This window comes from Streptomyces sp. NPDC002499 (assembly GCF_053595415.1).
Genome location: NZ_JBSFXO010000018.1, coordinates 123,168 through 143,999, shown reverse-complemented (window position 1 = coordinate 143,999; position 20,832 = coordinate 123,168). Strand labels below are relative to the sequence as shown.

Sequence of the window (20,832 nt, the reverse complement as noted above, 5' to 3'; positions counted from 1 at the left end):
GGCTCATGACTCCACCTCCTTGGGGGCCTCGCCGACGGACGTCGCCGGGCCGATGCGGACGAGGGAGCCGGGACGTGCCCCGGTGTCGGAGGCGACGCCCCCGCCGACGGAGTTCAGCGGGAGCCAGACCACCCGGTCGGGCATCTCCGTGACGCGCAGCGGGAGTTCGACGGCTCCGGCGGGTCCGGTCACGGCGAGGGTGTCGCCGTCCTTGACGCCGGCCTCGGCGGCCGTGGCGAGCGACACGCGCGCGTGGGCGGCGTGCCGCGTTCCGGCGAGCGCCTCGTCGCCCTGCTGGAGAACACCCTGGTCGAGCAGCAGCCGGTGCCCGGCCAGTACGGCCTCCCCGGCGGCGGGCCGCGGCAACTGGGCCGCGGTCTCCAGGGGTTCGGTGGCCCGCGGCCCGTCCCAGGCGCCGAGCCGGTCGATCTCGGCGCGCACGGTCCGCAGGTCGGGCAGACCCAGGTGTACGTCCATGGCGTCGGCCAGCATCTGGAGCACGCGGGCGTCGGCGGGCGAGAGGTGGCGGGTCAGCTGCTCGGGCTTGAGCGCGGCCTCGAAGAACCGCACCCGGCCCTCCCAGTTGAGGAAGGTGCCGGCCTTCTCGGCGACCGCGGCCACCGGAAGGACGACGTCGGCCCGCTCGCTGACCTCGCTGGGACGCAGTTCCAGCGAGACCAGGAAGCCGACCTCGTCGAGCGCGGCACGCGCGCGTGCCGGGTCGGGCAGGTCGGCGACCTCCACGCCGGCGACCAGCAGGGCCTGCAGTTCGCCCGCGGCGGCGGCCTCGATCATCTGGCCCGTGTCGCGGCCGTAGCGGTGCGGGAGTTCGGCGAGTCCCCAGACCGCGGCGACCTCCTCACGCGCGCGTGGGTCGGTGGCCGGGCGGCCACCCGGCAGCAGCGTCGGCAGCGCGCCCGCCTCCACGGCGCCGCGCTCGCCGGCCCTGCGCGGGATCCACACCAGCCGGGCGCCGGTCGCGGACGCGGCCCGTACGGCGGCGGTGAGCCCGCCCGCGACGGCGGCCAGCCGCTCGCCGACGACGATGACCGCGCCGTCGGCGCGCAGCGCCTCCGCGGCCCGCGTGCCGGGCTCGTCCAGTCCGACGCCGCTCGTGAGCGCGTCCAGCCAGGCGGTCTCGGTGCCCGGAGCCGCCGGCAGCAGCGTGCCGCCGGCCTTCTCCAGCCCGCGCGTGGCGTGCGTGGCCAGCGAGAAGACCTTCTGGCCGTGCTTGCGCCAGGCCTTGCGCAGCCGCAGGAAGACGCCGGGCGCCTCCTCCTCGGCCTCGAAGCCGAGCAGCAGGACGGCGGGCGCCTTCTCCAGGAAGGTGTTGGTGACGCCCGTACCGTCGAGGTCACGGCCGCGTCCGGCGACCTGGGCCGCCAGGAAGTCGGCCTCCTCGCCGCCGTGCACGCGTGCGCGGAAGTCGACGTCGTTCGTGTCGAGCGCCACGCGCGCGAACTTGCTGTACGCGTAGGCGTCCTCGATGGTGAGCCGGCCGCCGGTCAGCACGCCGGTCCGGCCGCGCGAGGCCAGCAGCCCCTGCGCGGCGATCTCCAGCGCCTCCGGCCAGGAGGCCGGGACCAGTTCACCCTCGGGGTTGCGCACCAGCGGCGTCTGCAGCCGGTCGCGCTGCTGCGCGTACCGGAAGCCGAACCGCCCCTTGTCGCAGATCCACTCCTCGTTGACCTCGGGCTCGTTGGCCGCCAGGCGCCGCATGACCTTGCCGCGCCGGTGGTCGGTGCGGGTGGCGCAGCCGCCGGCGCAGTGCTCGCACACGGACGGCGAGGAGACCAGGTCGAAGGGGCGGGAGCGGAATCGGTACGCCGCCGAGGTCAGCGCGCCGACCGGGCAGATCTGGATGGTGTTGCCGGAGAAGTACGACTCGAAGGGGTCGCCCTCGCCGGTGCCGACCTGCTGCAGCGCGCCCCGCTCCAGCAGCTCGATCATCGGGTCGCCCGCGACCTGGTTGGAGAAGCGGGTGCAGCGGGCGCACAGCACGCACCGCTCGCGGTCGAGCAGCACCTGCGTCGAGATCGGCATCGGCTTCTCGTACGTCCGCTTCTTTCCTTCGAAGCGGGAGTCGGCCTGGCCGTGCGACATCGCCTGGTTCTGCAGCGGGCACTCGCCGCCCTTGTCGCAGACCGGGCAGTCCAGCGGGTGGTTGATGAGCAGCAGCTCCATCACACCGTGCTGGGCCTTCTCGGCGACAGGCGAGCTGAGTTGGGTCTTCACGACCATGCCGTCCGTGCACGTGATCGTGCAGGACGCCATCGGCTTGCGCTGGCCCTCGACCTCGACGATGCACTGGCGGCAGGCGCCGACCGGGTCGAGGAGGGGGTGGTCGCAGAAGCGGGGGATCTCGATGCCGAGCTGTTCGGCGGCCCGGATCACCAGGGTGCCCTTGGGCACGCTGATCTCGGCGCCGTCGATCGTCAGGGAGACGAGGTCCTCCGGCGGGACCGCCGCTTCTCCCCCTCCCGAGGGAGCGTTGGTGGTCACGGTCATGCGTTCACCTCCGTGCGGTCGGCCCAGGCCGTCGATTTGGCCGGGTCGAAGGGGCAGCCGCGGCCCGTGATGTGCTGCTCGTACTCCTCGCGGAAGTACTTGAGCGAGGAGAAGATCGGCGAGGCGGCACCGTCGCCGAGGGCGCAGAACGACTTGCCGTTGATGTTGTCGGCGATGTCGTTGAGCTTGTCGAGGTCGGACATGACGCCCTTGCCGGCCTCGATGTCACGCAGCAACTGCACGAGCCAGTACGTGCCTTCGCGGCACGGGGTGCACTTGCCGCAGGACTCGTGGGCGTAGAACTCGGTCCAGCGGGTGACGGCGCGGACCACGCAGGTCGTCTCGTCGAAGCACTGCAGGGCCTTGGTGCCGAGCATGGATCCGGCGGCGCCGACGCCCTCGTAGTCGAGGGGCACGTCGAGGTGTTCGTCGGTGAACATCGGCGTCGAAGAACCGCCCGGCGTCCAGAACTTGAGCCGGTGCCCGGCCCGCATCCCGCCGCTCATTTCGAGGAGCTGGCGGAGTGTGATGCCGAGCGGCGCCTCGTACTGGCCGGGGCTGGTGACATGACCGCTGAGCGAGTAGAGCGTGAAGCCCGGGGACTTCTCGCTGCCCATCGAGCGGAACCATTCTTTGCCCCGATTGAGAATCGCGGGAACCGACGCGATCGACTCGACGTTATTCACAACAGTCGGGCACGCATAGAGGCCCGCCACCGCAGGAAAGGGGGGACGCAGCCGCGGTTGACCACGACGGCCTTCGAGCGAGTCGAGCAGTGCGGTCTCTTCACCGCAGATGTACGCGCCGGCGCCCGCGTGCACGGTGAGCTGGAGATCGAGGCCGCTACCGAGGATGTTCTCGCCCAGGTAGCCGGCCGCATAGGCCTCGCGCACGGCTTCGTGCAACCGCCGCAACACGGGGACGACTTCACCACGCAGATAGATGAAGGCATGCGACGACCTGATGGCATAACACGCGATGACAATGCCCTCGATGAGGCTATGCGGGTTCGCGAAGAGGAGCGGGATGTCCTTACAGGTCCCGGGCTCCGACTCGTCGGCGTTGACAACTAGATAGTGCGGCTTTCCATCCCCTTGGGGAATGAATTGCCATTTCATTCCCGTAGGGAATCCCGCACCGCCGCGGCCCCGTAGTCCGGACTCCTTCACATACGCGATCAGGTCGTCCGGCGACATGGCCAGCGCCTTGCGAAGACCCTCGTATCCCTCGTGCCTTCGGTAGACGTCCAGCGACCAGGACTTGTCCTCGTCCCAGAAGGCCGACAGCACGGGTGCGAGCAGTTTCTCGGGGCTGGTGTCTTTCAGTTCGGGTGCCAAGGTCATCACTCCCCCTCCTCGGCGGCGGGCCCGGCCGGATGGGCCGGGTCGGAGGCCGACGTGTCCTGTGGCGCATCGTGTGAACTGAGGTGCTCCGACGGCGACGGGTCGTGCGCCGCCGCGTCCTGCGGCTCGTCCTGCGGCCGGCCGGCACGCGGGTGCACCACGCGCGCGGGTGCGGCCGCTCCCCTGGCCAGGCGGAGGCCCACCAGCGAGGCGGGGCCCGCGCCACCGCTCTCCTCGACGGCCCCGGGCCGCTCGTCGGGGAAGCCGGCCAGGATGCGGGCGGTGTCCTTGAAGGTGCACAGGCGCGCCCCGCGCGTGGGCCGGACGTCCGCTCCCGCGCGCAGGTCGTCGACGAGGCGCTTGGCGCTGGCCGGGGTCTGGTTGTCGAAGAACTCCCAGTTGACCATCACCACCGGCGCGAAGTCGCAGGCCGCGTTGCACTCGATGTGCTCCAGGGTGACCTTGCCGTCGCCGGTGGTCTCGCCGTTGCCGACACCGAGGTGCTCCTGGAGCTCCTCGAAGATCGCGTCGCCGCCCATCACCGCGCACAGGGTGTTGGTGCAGACGCCGACCTGGTAGTCGCCGCTCGGCTTGCGCCGGTACATGGTGTAGAAGGTCACGACCGCGGCGACCTCGGCCGTCGTCAGGTCCAGCAGTTGCGCGCAGAACTGCTGTCCCGTGCGCGTGACATGACCCTCCTCCGCCTGCACGAGGTGCAGCAACGGCAGGAGCGCGGAGCGGGAGTCCGGGTAGCGGGCGATGATCTCCCGCCCGTCGGCCTCCAGCCGGGCTCGGACGTCGTCCGGGTAGGCGGGCGCGGGCAGTTCGGGCATGCCCAGGCTGACGCTCTGCTCCGAGGAACTGGTGGTCACCGGTCGACGCCTCCCATCACGGGGTCGATGGAGGCGACAGCGACGATGACGTCGGCGACCTGGCCGCCCTCGCACATCGCCGCCATGGCCTGCAGGTTGGTGAAGGACGGGTCCCGGAAGTGGACCCGGTAGGGGCGGGTGCCTCCGTCGGACACGGCGTGCACCCCGAGTTCGCCCTTGGGCGACTCGACGGCCGCGTACGCCTGTCCCGGCGGGACGCGGAAGCCCTCGGTGACCAGCTTGAAGTGGTGGATCAGGGCCTCCATGGAGGTGCCCATGATCTGCTTGATGTGGTCGAGGGAGTTGCCCAGTCCGTCCGGTCCCAGGGCGAGTTGGGCGGGCCAGGCGATCTTCTTGTCGGCGACCATGACCGGGCCGGGCTGCAGCCGGTCCAGGCACTGCTCGACGATCGCGAGCGACTGGCGCATCTCCTCCAGGCGGATGAGGAAGCGCCCGTAGGAGTCGCAGGTGTCGGCGGTCGGGATCTCGAAGTCGTAGGTCTCGTAGTCGCAGTAGGGCTGCGACTTGCGCAGGTCGTGCGGCAGACCGGTGGAGCGCAGGATCGGGCCGGTGGCGCCGAGGGCCATGCAGCCGGCCAGGTCGAGGTAACCGACGTCCTGCATACGGGCCTTGAAGATGGGGTTCCCGGTGGCGAGCTTGTCGTACTCGGGGAGGTTCTTCTTCATCTTCTTCACGAACTCGCGGATCTGGTCCACCGCGCCGGGCGGCAGGTCCTGGGCGAGTCCGCCGGGGCGGATGTACGCGTGGTTCATCCGCAGGCCCGTGATGAGCTCGTAGATGTCGAGAATCATTTCACGATCGCGGAATCCGTAGATCATGATCGTGGTGGCGCCGAGTTCCATACCGCCGGTGGCGATGCACACCAGGTGCGAGGACATCCGGTTCAGCTCCATCAGGAGCACCCGGATGATCTTGGCTCGCTCGGTGATCTGGTCCTCGATGCCGAGGAGCTTCTCGACGGCGAGACAGTAGGCGGTCTCGTTGAAGAAGGACGTCAGGTAGTCCATGCGCGTCACGAACGTGGTGCCCTGCGTCCACGTGCGGTACTCGAGGTTCTTCTCGATGCCGGTGTGCAGGTAGCCGATGCCGCAGCGGGCCTCGGTGACCGTCTCGCCCTCGATCTCCAGGATCAGGCGGAGCACTCCGTGGGTGGACGGGTGCTGGGGACCCATGTTGACGACGATGCGCTCGTCGTCGGCGCGGGCCGCGGACTGGACGACCTCGTCCCAGTCGCCACCGGTCACCGTATATACGGTGCCCTCGGTGGTCTCGCGGGCCGAGGCGGCGGCGGCCGCGGATGGGGACTGTGTGCTCACGAGTACGACCTCCGCTGGTCCGGAGCCGGGATCTGGGCGCCCTTGTACTCGACGGGGATGCCGCCGAGGGGGTAGTCCTTGCGCTGCGGATGGCCCTGCCAGTCGTCCGGCATCATGATCCGGGTCAGCGCCGGGTGACCGTCGAAGACGATTCCGAAGAAGTCGTAGGTCTCGCGCTCGTGCCAGTCGTTGGTCGGATAGACCGAGACCAGCGACGGGATGTGCGGATCACTGTCGGGGGCGCTGACTTCGAGGCGGATCAGCCGGTTGTGGGTGATCGAGCGCAGGTGGTAGACGGCGTGCAGCTCGCGGCCCTTGTCGTGGAGATAGTGGACCGCGCTCACCCCCGTGCAGAGCTCGAAGCGCAGGGCCGGGTCGTCGCGCAGGGTCTGGGCGACGCGCAGCAGGTGCTCGCGCTCGATGTGGAAGGTGAGTTCGCCGCGGTCGACGACCGTCTTGTCGATCGCGTTGTCGGGCAGCAGGCCCTGTTCCTCCAGGGCGCCCTCCAACTCGTCGGCGACCTCGTCGAACCAGCCGCCGTAAGGGCGGTTGGACGCTCCCGGGAGGCGGACCGAGCGGACCAGGCCGCCGTAACCGGAGGTGTCGCCGCCGTTGTTGGCGCCGAACATGCCGCGCTGGACGCGGATCTCCTCACCGCCCTGGCCGCGTTGGCCGGGAAGGTTGTCGGCGGCGATGTCCTTCTCGGGGTTCACGCCGTTCGACGCACCGTTCGCACCGCCGGTGCCGTTCGCGTCGCTCACCGCAGCAGCCCCTTCATCTCGATCGTGGGCAGGGCCTTGAGCGCCGCTTCCTCGGCCTCGCGGGCCGCCTCCTCGGCGTTCACGCCGAGCTTGGAGGTCTGGATCTTCTGATGCAGCTTGAGGATGGCGTCCATCAGCATCTCGGGCCGTGGCGGGCAGCCCGGGAGATAGATGTCGACCGGCACGATGTGGTCGACGCCCTGGACGATCGCGTAGTTGTTGAACATGCCGCCCGACGAGGCGCACACCCCCATGGAGATGACCCACTTGGGGTTCGGCATCTGGTCGTAGACCTGCCGCAGCACCGGCGCCATCTTCTGGCTGACCCGGCCCGCGACGATCATCAGGTCCGCCTGGCGGGGCGAACCGCGGAAGACCTCCATGCCGAAGCGCGCCAGGTCGTAGCGGCCGGCGCCGGTGGTCATCATCTCGATGGCACAGCAGGCGAGGCCGAACGTGGCCGGGAAGACGGACGACTTGCGCACCCAGCCCGCGGCCTGCTCGACGGTGGTCAACAGGAAGCCGCTCGGCAGCTTTTCTTCGAGTCCCATGTTTTAAAGGCCCCTCAGTCCCATTCCAGGCCGCCGCGCCGCCATACGTACGCGTACGCGACGAAGACGGTGAGCACGAAGAGCAGCATCTCCACGAGCCCGAAGATCCCCAGGGAGTCGAAGGTGACCGCCCAGGGGTAGAGGAAGACGATCTCGATGTCGAAGACGATGAAGAGCATCGCCGTCAGGTAGTACTTGATGGGGAAACGCCCGCCGCCGGCCGGCGTGGGGGTCGGCTCGATCCCGCACTCGTAGGCCTCGAGCTTGGCCCGGTTGTACCGCTTCGGACCGATCAGCGTGGCCATGACCACGGAGAAGATCGCAAAGCCTGCCCCGAGGGCTCCCAGTACGAGGATGGGCGCATACGCGTTCACCGCTCCTCGCTCCTCTCAGTCGGCACTGACTGCTGGCGATGGCACCGGGCCCGCTGCTGCCCCACGGGATCCCCGAACACCTCGCGTCCCAGCGAAGATCGAGAACATGTGAAGCAGGTCACAAGCCCAACTGCCTCGCATCTTATGCCCGGCGCTCTGTGATCTGCGACACGGGGTATTGCACAAGCTTTGTGATCTCCACCACCTGACGAAGGATCATGAAGTCGGACGGGCGCTGATCTTCGTACGTGAAGCGTCCGAGTGATCACCAGAGGTGACATTTGCGCTCGTCGGCGCAGTTCGGACGAGGCGTCTCCATATCAAGAGACTTCCCTTGCATGCAAATTGGTGCTGGACGGGGTGCCTTGCTAGAGGACGGCATTCACACATCAGAGGGAGTCGCGCGGCGCGATGTGGACACGTGCACACATTCACGAGCGAGTGAGGGCCGAGGCACGCGCATGACGCAGCCGCCGCTGTGACCGTTGCGTGACCTCCGCCACATCCATGAGAGGCGTCCGAGAGCGGGGCTTGGCCACTTGTCTCAACCGGTGGTAAGTCAAGGGCAATTCGGGCGTAACGACGAAAGAGCGTGATCACGGGCCGATCGGGCTCTGCCCGTAATGTCCGTTACGGCGTCAATAAAGAACGCCACGCCCGGGATTGTGGGGACCCATTGAGTAAATGTGGCGCACCACACGTTTCTTGAAGGTATGGAGGAGCCCCTGATACCGGTTGGACTCATGTCCCACACCGCTCACATACGCAGCCACCGGAAACCCCGCCGCAACGCGACGAGTTCGATCGCGGTGCGTGCCGGAGTCGCCGGTGGCGTACTCAGTCTGGCAGCGGCGGGCGCGTCGGCCTCGGCGAGCGCCGCCGAGCCGGTGACCCAGACCCTCGAACTGCCCACCCTGACCGCCGACCTGTCCACTCAGGTCGCCCAGTCCGCGGATGCCACGCAGCAGACAGCCGCGAACTACCAGTTGCGTGCCGAGCGTGACGCGGCCGCCGCAAAGGCCGCGAAGCAGGCCAAGGTCGACCTCGCGGACGCCAAGAAGAAGGCGGAGGCCAAGAAGAAGGCGGAAGCGGCCCGCAAGGCCGCCGCCGAGGAGGCAGCCAGCCGCAGCACCCAGCGGACCACGCTCGCCGCTTCAACTCCCTCGACCACCACGACGAGTTCGTCGACGGCGACCGGTTCGGCGGCCACCATCGTCAACTTCGTCAAGGCGCAGGTCGGCAAGGCGTACGTGTCCGGCGCGACCGGTTCGTCCGCGTATGACTGCTCCGGTCTGGTGCAGACGGCCTTCAAGCAGGTGGGCATCAGCCTGCCGCGCGTCTCGCAGGACCAGTCGACGGCCGGCACCCAGGTGTCGCTGAGCAACCTTCAGCCCGGCGACATCCTGTACTGGGGCAGCGCGGGCAGCGCGTACCACGTGGCGGTGTACGTCGGTGGCGGCATGTTCGTCGGCGCGCAGAACTCCTCGACGGGTGTCGTCGAGCGGCCGCTGTCGTACGACCCGCCGACCGGCGCGGTGCGGGTGCTCTGAACCTCGGAGAATCCGGAAAGCTAGTGAGGGCCGCAGCCGCTCGGGGGCAGCGGCCCTCCCGGCGTCCGCCCGCCGGGCGCCGGTGCGGGACGTCCGTGGGTGTGGCCGGTGTTCTCCTGCGGCTGTAGGGCGCGTTCTGTTGTCATGGCTCCTGGGGGGCGGGAAGAGGCTCCCAAGGCCCGTAGGGCCCTCTCCTGCCCCGCCACAGCGTCCTCACACGACAGGAGAGACAGCCATGCCCAGTGTGTTCGTCCAGGGGAAGCCCGTCGACTCGTATCCGCCGCTCGCGCCCGAGGCCCGGCGCGGGTCGGTGCGGCGCATCACCGAGGTCGGCGAAGAGGTGCTGCACAAGCCCTGCCGGGACATCACCGAGTTCGGACCCGACCTCGCCGCGCTGATCGACGACATGTTCCTCACGATGTACGTCGCCGAGGGAGCCGGCCTCGCGGCGAACCAGGTCGGCGTCGATCTGCGGTTGTTCGTCTACGACTGCCCCGACGACGACGGGGTCCGGCACGTCGGGCACATCGTCAACCCGGTCCTCGAAGCCCTCGACCCGACCGGACGCCGGCTGCTCGACGACAACGAGGGGTGCCTGTCCGTGCCGGGCGCCGTCATGGAACTGCCCCGCCCGGACCTGGCCGTGGTGCGCGGCCTCGACAAGGACGGCGAGCCGATCGTCGTCGAGGGAACGGGCTATTTCGCCCGCTGCCTCGCCCACGAGACGGACCACGTCAACGGCCACGTCTACCTGGACCGGCTCTCCAAGCGCCAACGCCGGGACGCGCTACGGCAGGTGGAGGAACACCGCGACGAGGTGTACACCCGCCGGACCGCCAACATCGAGGCGCTCCACAGCTGACCGGCCGACGGCCCTCAGTTCTTGAGCAGGGCGATGAAGGCGATCAGGAGCCCGACGATCGCCGCCAGTTCGGAGGCCACGGTGAGCATCGGCCGCCGTGGCTCTCCGGTTCCGGCACCCGGATCCCGCCGGCGGGGCTCCTGGCGGGTCAGGTCCGGAAGGGCGGGCCCCCGACGAGCCGGATCCTGACCGGCGTTCAGACGGCGGACGCTGAAGACCAGCCGCCACGCCATGACTCCGATCAGGGCCGCCAGGACGAGCAGCAGCAGTGCCGAGACAGTCATCGATCCCCCTGGGGCGCCACCGGTTCGCGCGAGTCCGCCGTCGGTGTGCGCTCACCCCGAATATGGCACCCGAGGGAGATCGTCATGCCCGGAATCCGCCGCAATCATCCCGCGTCACTCGCGGCGGCGACCGGGGCGGCGCTCACGCCTTCGGGGCCACCTTGCTCAGGCCGTTGATGATGCGGTCCATCGCGTCGCCGCCCGTCGGGTCGGTGAGGTTGGCCAGCATCTTGAGGGTGAACTTCATCAGCAGGGGGTGGGTCAGGCCGCGCTGGGCCGCGATCTTCATGACCTTCGGGTTGCCGATGAGCTTCACGAAGGCGCGGCCGAGCGTGTAGTAGCCGCCGTAGGTGTCCTTGAGGACGCGCGGGTAGCGCTGGAGGGCCAGTTCGCGGCTCGCGGGCGTCGGGCGGGCGTGGGCCTGGACGATGACGTCGGCGGCGATCTGGCCGGACTCCATGGCGTAGGCGATGCCCTCGCCGTTGAAGGGGTTGACCATGCCGCCCGCGTCGCCGACGAGCAGCAGCCCGCGCGTGTAGTGCGGTTGGCGGTTGAAGGCCATGGGGAGCGCGGCGCCGCGGATCGGTCCTGTCATGTTGTCGGGGGTGTAGCCCCAGTCCTCGGGCATGGACGCGCACCAGGCCTTCAGCACCTCGCGCCAGTCCAGCTCCTTGAAGGAGTCGGAGGTGTTGAGCACGCCGAGGCCGACGTTGGAGGTGCCGTCGCCCATGCCGAAGATCCAGCCGTAGCCGGGCAGCAGCCGGTCCTCGCCCGGGCCGCGGCGGTCCCACAGCTCCAGCCAGGACTCCAGGTAGTCGTCCTCGTGGCGGGGCGAGGTGAAGTACGTGCGCACCGCGACACCCATCGGGCGGTCCTCGCGGCGGTGCAGGCCCATCGCCAGGGACAGGCGCGTGGAGTTGCCGTCGGCGGCGACCACCAGCGGCGCGTGGAAGGTGACTTCGCGTTTGTCCTCGCCGAGCTTGGCGTGCACGCCGGTGATGCGGCCGGTGCGGTCGTCGACGATCGGGGCGCCGACGTTGCAGCGCTCGTACAGCCGGGCGCCCGCCTTCTGGGCGTTGCGGGCGAGCTGCTCGTCGAAGTCGTCGCGCTTGCGGACCAGACCGTAGTCCGGGTACGAGGCGAGGTCCGGCCAGTCGAGCTGGAGGCGGACGCCGCCGCCGATGATGCGCAGCCCCTTGTTGCGCAGCCAGCCGGCCTCCTCGGAGATGTCGATGCCCATGGCCACCAGCTGCTTGGTGGCTCGCGGGGTGAGGCCGTCGCCGCACACCTTCTCGCGCGGGAACTCGGTCTTCTCCAGCAGGAGTACGTCGAGTCCGGACTTGGCGAGGTGGTACGCGGTCGTGGAGCCGGCCGGCCCCGCGCCGACGACGATCACATCGGCGGTGTTTTCGGAGAGCGGCTCAGTCACGACGGTCACGGCGGGATCTCCCCAAGTTCGGAATCTGCGTGCCGACGGGCACTGGACAAGGGCAGTCTATTCAGCAGAATTGATCACCCGGCTGAAGGGCTGCCAACGTGAACCGAGCTCTGCCCGTCGTACGGCTGCGCGTCCCCACCGACGAGGACGCGGTGGCCTGGCACCGGATCTTCGACGACCCGGACGTGATGGAGTTCCACGGCGGCCGGACCGCGGAGCTGTCCGTCTACGAGGAGCTCACCGCCCGCCAGCGCCGGCACGACGCCGAGCACGGCTTCTGCCTGTGGACCATGGTCGACGACACCGGCCGGGTGATCGGCTTCACCGGCGCCCAGCCCTGGCCGCAGGACTGGGGCCCCAAGGGCGAGATCGAGATCGGCTGGCGCCTCGGCCGGGAGTTCTGGGGCAAGGGGTACGCGACCACGGCCGCGCAGATGACCCTGGAGCGGCTGCGGGCGGCGGGCGTGCCGACGGTGGTGGCGATGGTCATCGCCGAGAACGAGCGGTCCATCGCGGTGACGCGACGACTGGGCATGCGGCTCGACGAGGTCTTCCGGACGCCGTCGAGCGACCGGGAGGGGCACTGCTACCGGCTCGACCTGTGAGGCGCCGGCGCGACACGTAAGGTGCCGGCGCGATCCGTGATCGTAGATGATCGGGAAAAGTCACCCACAGTAACTGACTGCTACAGAAAGACACTTGGACCTTCCGATCGCCACCCCCCGGCGGTTACTCTGCCAGTACCGCTGGGGGTGACATCTGTGCGCTTAACACCCAAAACACCCGAAGTGCGAGTGCCACGGCTGGTCGGTCTGATGGCCATGGACGCGCGCAGGACAGCCGAGGACACCGGCCTCTTCCTGAACGCGCCGGACCGGCCCGACTTCCACCAGACCGTGGTCGAGTACGTCGTACGGCAGTACCCGCAGCCCAACGCCGAGGTGCCCCGGGACTCCGTGGTGTACGTGTGGTTCGACTTCGGTGAGGGCGACGGTGGTGGCGGGGTGCGCGAGCCGCGCCTGCCCAGGCCACCCGGCGGCGGACTGCAACGCGAACTGAACGAGCCCGGCGGCGGCGACCCGTACGCCTTCGTCAGCTCGGCCTGAAGCCCCGTCCGCAGCCCCGTTCACAGCCCCTGGAAGGGCCCTCAGCTCTGCTTGAAGCCCCGGTGCAGGGCGACCACGCCGCCCGTGAGGTCGCGCCAGGCCACCTTCGACCAGCCGGCCTTCTGGAGGTGGCCGGCGAGCGCGGGCTGGTCGGGCCAGGCGCGGATGGACTCGGCGAGATAGACGTACGCGTCCGGGTTCGAGGACACCGCGCGGGCCACCGGCGGCAGCGCCCGCATCAGGTACTCGGTGTAGACGGTCCGGAAGGGCGCCCAGGTCGGGTGCGAGAACTCGCAGATCACGACCCGTCCGCCGGGCTTGGTCACCCGGTACATCTCGCGCAGCGCGGAGTCGTAGTCCTGCACGTTGCGCAGCCCGAAGGAGATCGTGACGGCGTCGAACACGTCGTCCCGGAAGGGCAGCTTCGTCGCGTCGCCCGCGGTGAACGGCAGCCAGGAGTGGTTCTTCTTGCCGACCTTGAGCATGCCGAGCGAGAAGTCGCACGGGACGACGTACGCGCCCGTGCGGGCGAACGGCAGCGACGAGGTCGCCGTACCGGCGGCCAGGTCGAGGATCTTCTGCGCGGGCCGCGCGTCGACCGCCCTCGCCACCTCCTTGCGCCACACCCGGTCCTGGCCCAGCGACAGCACGTCGTTGGTCAGGTCGTACCGTTCCGCCACGTCGTCGAACATCGAGGCGACTTCGTGCGGCTGCTTGTTCAGGGAGGCGCGGGTCACCGGGCCATTCTTGCAGTACGGCCCCCGCCGGCCGCTCAGGAGGGCAGCAGCCGCGGCCGCTTCTTCGCCGCCACGTCCTCCACCCAGCCGCACGCCAGCACGAACACCGCGATCAGGATCCAGCCGATCCCGAACATGAACCACTGACTGTCCAGCGGCAGCCACTTCTCGAACGCGGGCACGTTCCAGAACTGGTCGATCAGCGGCACCGCCAGGATCAGCGCGATCTCGTGCCAGAGGTAGATCGTGACCGCACGCGCGTTGAAGACCGTGACCACCCGGTCCGTCCGCCGGAACCGGGCCAGCCGGGCGAAGTCGATCCGGAAGTACGCCTTGGCCCACATCAGCAGCAGCACGAACCCGGCCGACCAGAAGGCCTGGGCGAGCGGGATCTCGTCGAGGTCGTAGGTGCCGACCTCGCCCTGCTGCGAGAAGGCGTACCAGCCGCCGTAGCCGAGCGCGGCGAGCGAGAGGACGACCACCAGGGCGGGCTTCAGCCGCTCCAGCACGCCGTCGCGGTGCGCGAAGCCGAGCAGCCAGCAGAAGAGGTACGTCGACAGGTCCCACAGGGCGCTGCCGAAGCGGTTGTCGGGCCCGGCCCACAGGTAGGTGAGGACCAGGATCGGGGCCAGGGACAGCAACAGCACGAAGACCGGAGCGAGCCGGAAGACCCGTAGGAGCAGCGGGGAGAGGAGCACGAACCACAGGTACGTCCGCAGGTACCAGAGGATCTCCCAGGCCTGCTCGCCCCACGCGTTGCCCGGCGGGTCGCCGAGCGGCACGACCCAGTAGACGATCTCCCAGCCCGGCATCCAGTCGTGCACCAGCATCGCGAGGACGACGAAGACGCCCCAGAACCAGAACGGCGGCAGCAGCCTGCGCAGCCGGCTCCTCAGCACCTTGGCCGCGGGCCGCTCCAGCGACTTGGCCATGAGCGTGCCGGCCAGGCCGAACATGATGCCCATGGACGGGAAGACCATCCCGCACCAGGCCCACCCGAAGGTGTGATAGGTGACGACCCGGATGAGGGCGACCGCGCGCAGGGTGTCGAAGTAGCGGTCGCGGGTGGGGGGTTGAGGGAGCGGGAGCGGGGCGGTGCTCTGGATGTCCGGTTCAGCCGTGACCGCAGCCGCGGGCAGAGTCGTGGTCACAGGCACCGCCGTAGGCGTATGCGAAGGCGCAGGAGCAGGTGCCCCTCTTCTGTGCGAACCCACCTCAGCTCACCCCCGCCGGAGTCCCGACCTCGCCCGTGCGCTTGAGCTTCTGCCAGCGCAGGCGGCCGCCGGTGAGGGCGGTGATGCAGGAATGGATGAGGACGAGGTACATCATCTGGCGGTAGGCCAGCTGTTGCAGCGGCATCATCAGCAGGTACCGGTACTTCTCGCGGTCCAGCCGGAAGGCGTACGCCGCGCAGAAGAGCTGGATGCCGAGGACCGCGAGCCACGCGTAGAGCGCCGCCTGGAAGTCCACGAAGATCATCGAGTACGCCGTGAACACGTCGATCAGCGGGGCGAAGACCGGCGTGACGATCTGGAAGATCACCACGAGCGGCATGCCGACCCGGCCGAAGCGGCCCGAAGGACCCTTGTCCGTAAGGGACTTGCGGTGCTTCCACAGCGCCTGCATGGTCCCGTACGACCAGCGGTAGCGCTGCGACCACAGCTGCTTGAGCGAACCGGGCGCCTCCGTCCAGGCCCTGGCGTGCTCCTGGTAGACGACCCGCCAGCCTGCGCGGTGCATCGCGATGGTGATGTCGGTGTCCTCGGCGAGGGTGTCCTCGCTCATGCCGCCGACCTGGAGCACCGCGTCCCGGCGGAACGCGCCGATCGCGCCCGGGATCGTGGGCATGCAGCGCAGCAGGTCGTACATGCGGCGGTCGAGGTTGAAGCCCATCACGTACTCGATGTGCTGCCAGGCGCCGATGATCGTGTCGCGGTTGCCGACCTTCGCGTTGCCCGCGACCGCGCCGACCTCGGGGTCGGCGAAGGGCTGCACCAGCTGGTGCACGGCCTCCGGCTCGAAGACGGTGTCGCCGTCCATCATCACGACGATGTCGTAACTGGCGCTGCGCACACCGTTGTTGAGAGCGGCCGGCTTGCCCGCGTTCTCCTGGCGGATGACCCGGACGTTGGTCATGCCCAGTTCCCTGGCCGCGTCGCGGGCGATCTCGGAGGTGTTGTCGGTCGAGCCGTCGTCGACCACGATGACCTCGATCGGATGGGTGCTCTTCGCCAGCGACTTGAGGGTGTTGGCGATGCACTCCTTCTCGTTGTACGCCGGGACGATCACGCTCACCGGCCGGGTGACGGTCGGCCCCCAGCTGAACCGGCGTTTGTTGCGCTGTCTGTAGTGCCGCCGGGCGAGGATCAGCATCATCCCGAAGCGGCCCATGACGGCCACGCCCACGATGATCAGCCCGACCGAGAGCGCGGGTACGGTCCACTCGGCGACGGCGACGGCCATCACAAGTGCCTTGCCCTCGTAGAGGGTTGCGCCGGTGGCGGTGCGGTGGGCGGCCTGGAGGCGGGCCTGGGCCAGGGCGGCGGCATTTCCGTTGCCGTTCCCCTGGGTGCCTTGCGTGCCCTGGGTGCCTGAACCGGCTTTCCCCTCCGCGCCGTTCGGCCCGCCCGCGGCCTGCCCGCTCGCACCGGGAACCGTCGCCGTCGCCGAACCGGTCGCCCCCGCCCGGCGGTTGCTGGCGCTGTCCTTCTCCACGACCCCGCTGATGGTGGTGAAGGTGTAGCCCTTCGCCTTCATCTTCTTGATGTACGTCGGCAGCGCCTCGACCGTCTGCTCGCGATCACCGCCCGCGTCGTGCATGAGGACCGCCGCGCCCGTCGTGCCCTTGGGCGTGGCCCAGTCCACGATCTTCGAGACGCCCGGCTTCTTCCAGTCGTCGCTGTCGGTGTCGACGAAGACGCTGATGTATCCGTCGGCGCCGAGCTTCTTGTAGACGGGCCAGCTGTAGTTGTCGATGGCGTCCGTCTCCGAGGAGTACGGCGCGCGGAAGAGCGTGGTCGTGATGCCGGCCGCGCCCGCCAGCGCGAGCTGGGTCTGCTCCATCTCACGCTTGATGCGGGAGTCGCTCTGGTACGACAGGTCGACGTGGGTGAAGGTGTGGATCCCCACCTCGTTGCCCTGCTGGACCATGTCCTTCACGATGCTCGGATAGCGCGAGACCATCGAGCCGACCACGAAGAAGGTGGCCGGGACGTCGTTCTCCTCCAGGATCTTGAGGACCTGGGGCGTGTACGTGGGGTTCGGGCCGTCGTCGAAGGTGAGCGCGATCGTCTTCTTCGGTACGGAGATCGTCGTGGCCTGACCGCCCTGGAACCTGACGATCGGCCCGCCGTTGAGGACCTTGTCGGGGACCTTGCTGGAACTGGCCCCGTCGCGCACCCGCTGGTCGCCGCCGACCTCGGCGCGCAGATAGCCGTCGAGCAGCATGATGCAGGTCAGCGCGAGAAGGAGCAGCAGGGCGAGGATGACTCGCGGTTTCTGCAGCGCCGCGGCCTTGCCCGCCGCCCGCTCGATGCGGGAGGGGGCACGCCGACGGCCGCGTGAGGACGTCGTCGTCGTGGACATGTGGGTGTGCCGTTCCCCTCAGTTGGCGTTCGCGGCGGCGGACGCGGACGAGGACGAGGACGGTGAGGGGGACGTGGTGGGGAGGCCCGAGGGCGGTGCGGAGGGGAGGCCGCTGGGACGGTCGCCCACCTGGTGGCCGAGGCCGCCCTGCTGGCGGTAGCCGGCGGGGACGTTGCCGTTCCCGGGTCCCGCCTGGCCGTTGCCGAAGGGCAGCAGCGAGGACGGGTTGATCGACGTGCCGATGCCCATGAAGGCCAGGACGAGCACGGCTGCGTACCCGAGACACAGGACGCTGACAAAGAGACCGATCCGGCGCAGCAGCTTCGAGCGGCGTCCGGAGTTGTCAACGAACACGGGTCCCTCGGCGGACTCGTTGCCGCGTTTGCGGCGGCGACCGCGTGCGGTCACGCGGTTTTCGATGGCAGGCTCGGAATGCATTCCCCGGACATTAGAGAGTCTTTATGTGTCCGGGGGCAGTTTTCTTGTGAGGCGCATATGAGAGACCTCTTAACCTGTCGCTTGGCTATGAGATTCAATGAACGCCTGCACGGTGACACACGAGGGAGTAGGAGCCCAATGCCCTATTTATTCCGCCCGGTTGATACGATTCGCACCACATCTCCCATGCGTTTCCTGTGTGTTGGCCGTCTTCATGAACAGCGGCCTCGTGTGAGACGTTCTCTATTTGAATGGGACTTTGTTTCACGCGTGAGACAGAAATCACGAGAGCGGGTGCATCTTCAATGCGGGGTTTCCTGAAGCCGGCGGTCGGGGTCACATGTCTGTTTGCCCTGGCCACGACGGGGTGCTCCGCCGGTTCCGACAACACCTCGGACGCGGCGTCGGATCCTCCGAAACAGAGCACGACCCCCAGCGCGAGCGCCTCGCAGGAGGCGGAGGCGACGTCCAGTACCTCGTACGCCCCCTACGTCAGCGCGACGGAGGCGTCCGACAACGACTCGGCCGGCTCCCCGACGACGTACAACCTGGCCTTCGTGATCGCCTCCGGCAGCACGTGCACGCCCAAGTGGAACGGCACGGAGGCCGTCGGCGATTCGGCGGTGACGTCTCGGATCTCTGAGCTGAAGAGTGATGGTGCCAGTGTTCGGGTGTCCTTCGGTGGGGCTTCCGGGAAGGAACTGGCGTCCACCTGCGACAGCGCGGCTGCGCTGGCCGCCGCGTATGGGAAGGCGTTGGACGCGGCCGGGTCCTCCGAGGCCGACTTCGACATCGAGGGCGATGAGTTGACCGACTCCGACGGGGTTGCTCTGCGGTCCGAGGCGATCGCGTTGCTTCAGAAGGAACGGAGCGATCTCCAGGTGACGTTCACTTTGCCGGTGATGCCGTCGGGGCTCGACTCCGACGGGGTCGCTCTGCTGGAGTCGGCGAACAAGTACGACGTTCAGGTGTCCTCGGTGAATCTCATGACCATGAACTACGGGGAGTCGTACGACGGGGACATGGGCGACTATGCGGTGACCTCGGCGAAGGCCGCGCATGCGCAGTTGGAGAAGGTGTTCGGGTTGTCCGACGCGGATGCGTGGCGGGGGATGGCGCTCACTTCGATGATCGGCGTCAATGACGTGGACGGGGAGACGCTGACTCTGTCCGACGCGGCGGATGTTCGGGCGTTCGCCGAGGAGAAGGAGATCGCGTGGGTTTCCATGTGGTCGACGTTTCGGGATCAGCAGTGTGAAGACGGGGACTCTGCGTCTGACGATGCGGCGACCGATTGCAGTGGGGTTGATCAGAGTGCGGGGGCGTTTGGGGAAGCGTTCGCGGGGTGAGTGGGTGCGTGCGGGTTGTATGTAGCTGGTCGCGCAGTTCCCCGCGCCCCTGACGGGGCGCTGCAGTCACCGGCGTCTGTGGACCAGCCTGCCTGCGCATACCGTCGCGATGCATGCGCCGGTCTCGTCGAAGACCGCCAAGTCCGCTCGCCCCTGGGCAACGATGGCTTCCCTGTGGGGGCTAGCGAGGATCAGGACGTCGTTCCTCTTCGCCGCCGCCCGTAGTTCAGGTGAGTCGACGTACCGCTCCAAGACCGCCGTCGCCCCCAACTTCAGTACCCCGTGGATACGTTCCCTCGGGCTCGGGGCCTCCGGCAGTGGCCCCTCGTGGATGCGGGCCGGGCCCAGGGTGCCCGGCCACGTCCGGACCCGGGCGCCGGGGAACCGCTCCTGGACCTCCGCCAGACTCCCCACGCCCGCGATCCGGGCGCCCTCGACCGCGACCGCGTCGCCCGCGTCCGCCGTGTGAATCGTCAGCACAGGAGCTTCAGTTCGTCAGTTGGACGCGAGGAGCTTCAGCTCGGGGTGGGCCGTGCCGCCCGCGATCGCGGTGGAGGAGATGTGGGACATGACCCGCTCGTCGACGGGGTCGTTCGCCGGGTCGTCGTGGACGACGAGGTGCTCGTACGTCGTGGCCCGCTGGGCCGGCACGCGGCCCGCCTTGCGGATCAGGTCGATGATCTCCATGCGGTTGGAGCGGTGCTTGGCGCCGGCGGAGGAGACGACGTTCTCCTCCAGCATGATCGAGCCGAGGTCGTCCGCGCCGTAGTGCAGGGAGAGTTGGCCGACCTCCTTGCCGGTGGTGAGCCAACTGCCCTGGATGTGGGCGATGTTGTCCATGAAGAGGCGCGCGATGGCGATCATGCGCAGGTACTCGAAGAGCGTGGCCTGCGTGCGGCCCTTCAGGTGGTTGTTCTCGGGCTGGTAGGTGTACGGGATGAAGGCGCGGAAGCCGCCCGTCCGGTCCTGTACGTCACGGATCATCCGCAGGTGCTCGATGCGCTCGGCGTTGGTCTCGCCGGTGCCCATGAGCATGGTCGACGTGGACTCGACGCCCAGGTTGTGCGCCGTCTCCATGATCTCCAGCCAGCGCTCGCCGGACTCCTTGAGGGGCGCGATCGCCTTGCGGGGGCGCGCGGGCAGCAGCTCGGCGCCGGCGCCCGCGAAGGAGTCGAGACCGGCCGCGTGGATCCGGGTGATGGCCTCCTCGACCGACACCCCGCTGATCCGGGCCATGTGCTCGACCTCGGACGCGCCGAGGGAGTGGATGACCAGCTGCGGGAACGCGCCCTTGATCGCCGCGAAGTGCTTCTCGTAGTACTCGACGCCGAAGTCCGGGTGGTGGCCGCCCTGGAACATGATCTGCGTACCGCCGAGTTCGACGGTCTCCGCGCACCGGCGCAGGATGTCGTCCAGGTCCCGCGTCCAGCCCTTGGCGGTGTCCTTGGGAGCGGCGTAGAAGGCGCAGAACTTGCACGCCGTGACGCACACGTTCGTGTAGTTGATGTTGCGCTCGATGATGTACGTCGCGATGTGCTCGGTGCCCGCGTACCTACGGCGGCGCACGGCGTCGGCGGCCGCGCCGAGCGCGTGCAGCGGGGCGTCGCGGTAGAGGACGAGGGCCTCTTCCGGGGTGATCCGCCCACCGGCGGCGGCACGGTCGAGCACGGCTGTGACATCAAAAGATGCGAGGTCGGCCTTCTCGGTCACCGGGGCGTCCCTTTCGTCAAGGGTTGT

At 68.8% G+C, this 20,832-nt stretch carries 20 protein-coding genes; 5 read left to right on the top strand and 15 right to left on the bottom strand.

Annotation, left to right across the window (positions count from 1 at the left end; genetic code table 11):
- Nucleotides 1–3 precede the first annotated feature (3 nt).
- Genes ACWD5F_RS42335 through ACWD5F_RS42305 form a run of 7 tightly spaced genes read right to left on the bottom strand, consistent with a single transcriptional unit; the run spans nt 4 to nt 7,746 of the window.
- Nucleotides 4–2,508 carry an NADH-quinone oxidoreductase subunit G gene (locus ACWD5F_RS42335; protein ID WP_451261524.1) on the bottom strand — a complete coding sequence of 835 codons (2,505 nt, stop codon included), beginning with the start codon at nt 2,506–2,508 and terminating at the stop codon, nt 4–6.
- Nucleotides 2,505–3,851, bottom strand: coding sequence for an NADH-quinone oxidoreductase subunit NuoF (nuoF, locus tag ACWD5F_RS42330; protein WP_450358406.1), 1,347 nt, complete (start codon nt 3,849–3,851; stop codon nt 2,505–2,507). Before nuoF ends, ACWD5F_RS42335 begins: the two co-directional genes overlap by 4 nt.
- A complete protein-coding gene (gene nuoE / locus ACWD5F_RS42325) occupies nt 3,851–4,723 on the bottom strand; it encodes an NADH-quinone oxidoreductase subunit NuoE (protein WP_451261523.1) in 873 nt (290 codons plus the stop codon). The genes nuoF and nuoE overlap by 1 nt, the downstream gene beginning before the upstream one ends.
- Nucleotides 4,720–6,060, bottom strand: coding sequence for an NADH-quinone oxidoreductase subunit D (locus tag ACWD5F_RS42320; protein ID WP_451261522.1), 1,341 nt, complete (start codon nt 6,058–6,060; stop codon nt 4,720–4,722). Before ACWD5F_RS42320 ends, nuoE begins: the two co-directional genes overlap by 4 nt.
- Nucleotides 6,057–6,821, bottom strand: coding sequence for an NADH-quinone oxidoreductase subunit C (locus ACWD5F_RS42315; protein ID WP_401714227.1), 765 nt, complete (start codon nt 6,819–6,821; stop codon nt 6,057–6,059). Before ACWD5F_RS42315 ends, ACWD5F_RS42320 begins: the two co-directional genes overlap by 4 nt.
- Nucleotides 6,818–7,372: a NuoB/complex I 20 kDa subunit family protein gene (locus ACWD5F_RS42310; RefSeq protein ID WP_010041554.1), complete on the bottom strand. Its 555-nt coding sequence runs from the start codon at nt 7,370–7,372 to the stop codon at nt 6,818–6,820. The genes ACWD5F_RS42315 and ACWD5F_RS42310 overlap by 4 nt, the downstream gene beginning before the upstream one ends.
- Nucleotides 7,373–7,386: 14 nt before the next feature.
- Nucleotides 7,387–7,746 carry an NADH-quinone oxidoreductase subunit A gene (locus ACWD5F_RS42305; RefSeq protein WP_030379754.1) on the bottom strand — a complete coding sequence of 120 codons (360 nt, stop codon included), beginning with the start codon at nt 7,744–7,746 and terminating at the stop codon, nt 7,387–7,389.
- Between the two features lie 743 nt (nt 7,747–8,489).
- Between ACWD5F_RS42305 and ACWD5F_RS42300 the strand changes: the two genes are divergently transcribed.
- Entirely contained in the window at nt 8,490–9,296 is an 807-nt protein-coding gene (locus ACWD5F_RS42300) for a C40 family peptidase (protein WP_401714229.1), read from the top strand.
- Nucleotides 9,297–9,531: 235 nt separating this feature from the next.
- Nucleotides 9,532–10,158 (top strand): peptide deformylase, encoded by a 627-nt coding sequence (gene def, locus ACWD5F_RS42295; RefSeq protein WP_451261521.1) that lies wholly within the window; start codon nt 9,532–9,534, stop codon nt 10,156–10,158.
- A 14-nt stretch (nt 10,159–10,172) separates the two neighbouring features.
- Here def and ACWD5F_RS42290 read toward each other — a convergent pair whose 3' ends face one another.
- Complete coding sequence (locus ACWD5F_RS42290; protein WP_451261520.1) at nt 10,173–10,442, bottom strand: hypothetical protein; 270 nt, start codon at nt 10,440–10,442, stop codon at nt 10,173–10,175.
- A gap of 142 nt (nt 10,443–10,584) precedes the next feature.
- Nucleotides 10,585–11,880: a geranylgeranyl reductase family protein gene (locus ACWD5F_RS42285; protein WP_401714235.1), complete on the bottom strand. Its 1,296-nt coding sequence runs from the start codon at nt 11,878–11,880 to the stop codon at nt 10,585–10,587.
- 98 nt (nt 11,881–11,978) lie between these two features.
- Here ACWD5F_RS42285 and ACWD5F_RS42280 point away from each other — a divergent pair, with 98 nt between their 5' ends.
- Both ACWD5F_RS42280 and ACWD5F_RS42275 read left to right on the top strand, forming a co-directional pair.
- Nucleotides 11,979–12,485, top strand: coding sequence for a GNAT family N-acetyltransferase (locus ACWD5F_RS42280; protein WP_401714237.1), 507 nt, complete (start codon nt 11,979–11,981; stop codon nt 12,483–12,485).
- A gap of 183 nt (nt 12,486–12,668) precedes the next feature.
- Complete coding sequence (locus tag ACWD5F_RS42275; protein ID WP_401714239.1) at nt 12,669–12,986, top strand: PASTA domain-containing protein; 318 nt, start codon at nt 12,669–12,671, stop codon at nt 12,984–12,986.
- A gap of 41 nt (nt 12,987–13,027) precedes the next feature.
- Here ACWD5F_RS42275 and ACWD5F_RS42270 read toward each other — a convergent pair whose 3' ends face one another.
- From ACWD5F_RS42270 to ACWD5F_RS42255, 4 genes are all read right to left on the bottom strand, one after another.
- Nucleotides 13,028–13,723, bottom strand: a complete 696-nt coding sequence (locus ACWD5F_RS42270) for a demethylmenaquinone methyltransferase (protein ID WP_401714241.1) — start codon at nt 13,721–13,723, stop codon at nt 13,028–13,030.
- Between the two features lie 35 nt (nt 13,724–13,758).
- Nucleotides 13,759–14,829, bottom strand: coding sequence for an acyltransferase family protein (locus tag ACWD5F_RS42265; RefSeq protein ID WP_451261595.1), 1,071 nt, complete (start codon nt 14,827–14,829; stop codon nt 13,759–13,761).
- Between the two features lie 109 nt (nt 14,830–14,938).
- On the bottom strand, nt 14,939–17,308 hold the full coding sequence (locus ACWD5F_RS42260; RefSeq protein WP_451261519.1) for a bifunctional polysaccharide deacetylase/glycosyltransferase family 2 protein: 2,370 nt from the start codon (nt 17,306–17,308) through the stop codon (nt 14,939–14,941).
- A gap of 18 nt (nt 17,309–17,326) precedes the next feature.
- Complete coding sequence (locus ACWD5F_RS42255) at nt 17,327–17,716, bottom strand: hypothetical protein (protein WP_451261518.1); 390 nt, start codon at nt 17,714–17,716, stop codon at nt 17,327–17,329.
- Between the two features lie 335 nt (nt 17,717–18,051).
- On the opposite strand from ACWD5F_RS42255, the gene ACWD5F_RS42250 reads away from it, so the two are divergent.
- Nucleotides 18,052–19,095, top strand: coding sequence for a hydrolase (locus ACWD5F_RS42250; protein WP_451261517.1), 1,044 nt, complete (start codon nt 18,052–18,054; stop codon nt 19,093–19,095).
- Nucleotides 19,096–19,161: 66 nt separating this feature from the next.
- On the opposite strand, the gene ACWD5F_RS42245 is transcribed toward ACWD5F_RS42250, so the two are convergent.
- Both ACWD5F_RS42245 and mqnC read right to left on the bottom strand, forming a co-directional pair.
- Nucleotides 19,162–19,575, bottom strand: coding sequence for an imidazolonepropionase-like domain-containing protein (locus ACWD5F_RS42245; protein WP_451261516.1), 414 nt, complete (start codon nt 19,573–19,575; stop codon nt 19,162–19,164).
- Nucleotides 19,576–19,590: 15 nt separating this feature from the next.
- A complete protein-coding gene (gene mqnC, locus ACWD5F_RS42240; RefSeq protein ID WP_451261515.1) occupies nt 19,591–20,805 on the bottom strand; it encodes a cyclic dehypoxanthinyl futalosine synthase in 1,215 nt (404 codons plus the stop codon).
- Between the last annotated feature and the right edge of the window lie 27 nt (nt 20,806–20,832).

Coding starts and splice junctions, on each gene's coding strand:
- ACWD5F_RS42290 (WP_451261520.1), bottom strand. CDS start 10,442: ATGACTGTCTCGGCACTGCTGCTGCTCGTCCTGGCGGCCCTGATCGGA.
- ACWD5F_RS42310 (WP_010041554.1), bottom strand. CDS start 7,372: ATGGGACTCGAAGAAAAGCTGCCGAGCGGCTTCCTGTTGACCACCGTC.
- nuoF (WP_450358406.1), bottom strand. CDS start 3,851: ATGACCTTGGCACCCGAACTGAAAGACACCAGCCCCGAGAAACTGCTC.
- ACWD5F_RS42335 (WP_451261524.1), bottom strand. CDS start 2,508: ATGACCGTGACCACCAACGCTCCCTCGGGAGGGGGAGAAGCGGCGGTC.
- def (WP_451261521.1), top strand. CDS start 9,532: ATGCCCAGTGTGTTCGTCCAGGGGAAGCCCGTCGACTCGTATCCGCCG.
- ACWD5F_RS42250 (WP_451261517.1), top strand. CDS start 18,052: ATGCGGGGTTTCCTGAAGCCGGCGGTCGGGGTCACATGTCTGTTTGCC.
- ACWD5F_RS42300 (WP_401714229.1), top strand. CDS start 8,490: ATGTCCCACACCGCTCACATACGCAGCCACCGGAAACCCCGCCGCAAC.
- ACWD5F_RS42260 (WP_451261519.1), bottom strand. CDS start 17,308: ATGTCCACGACGACGACGTCCTCACGCGGCCGTCGGCGTGCCCCCTCC.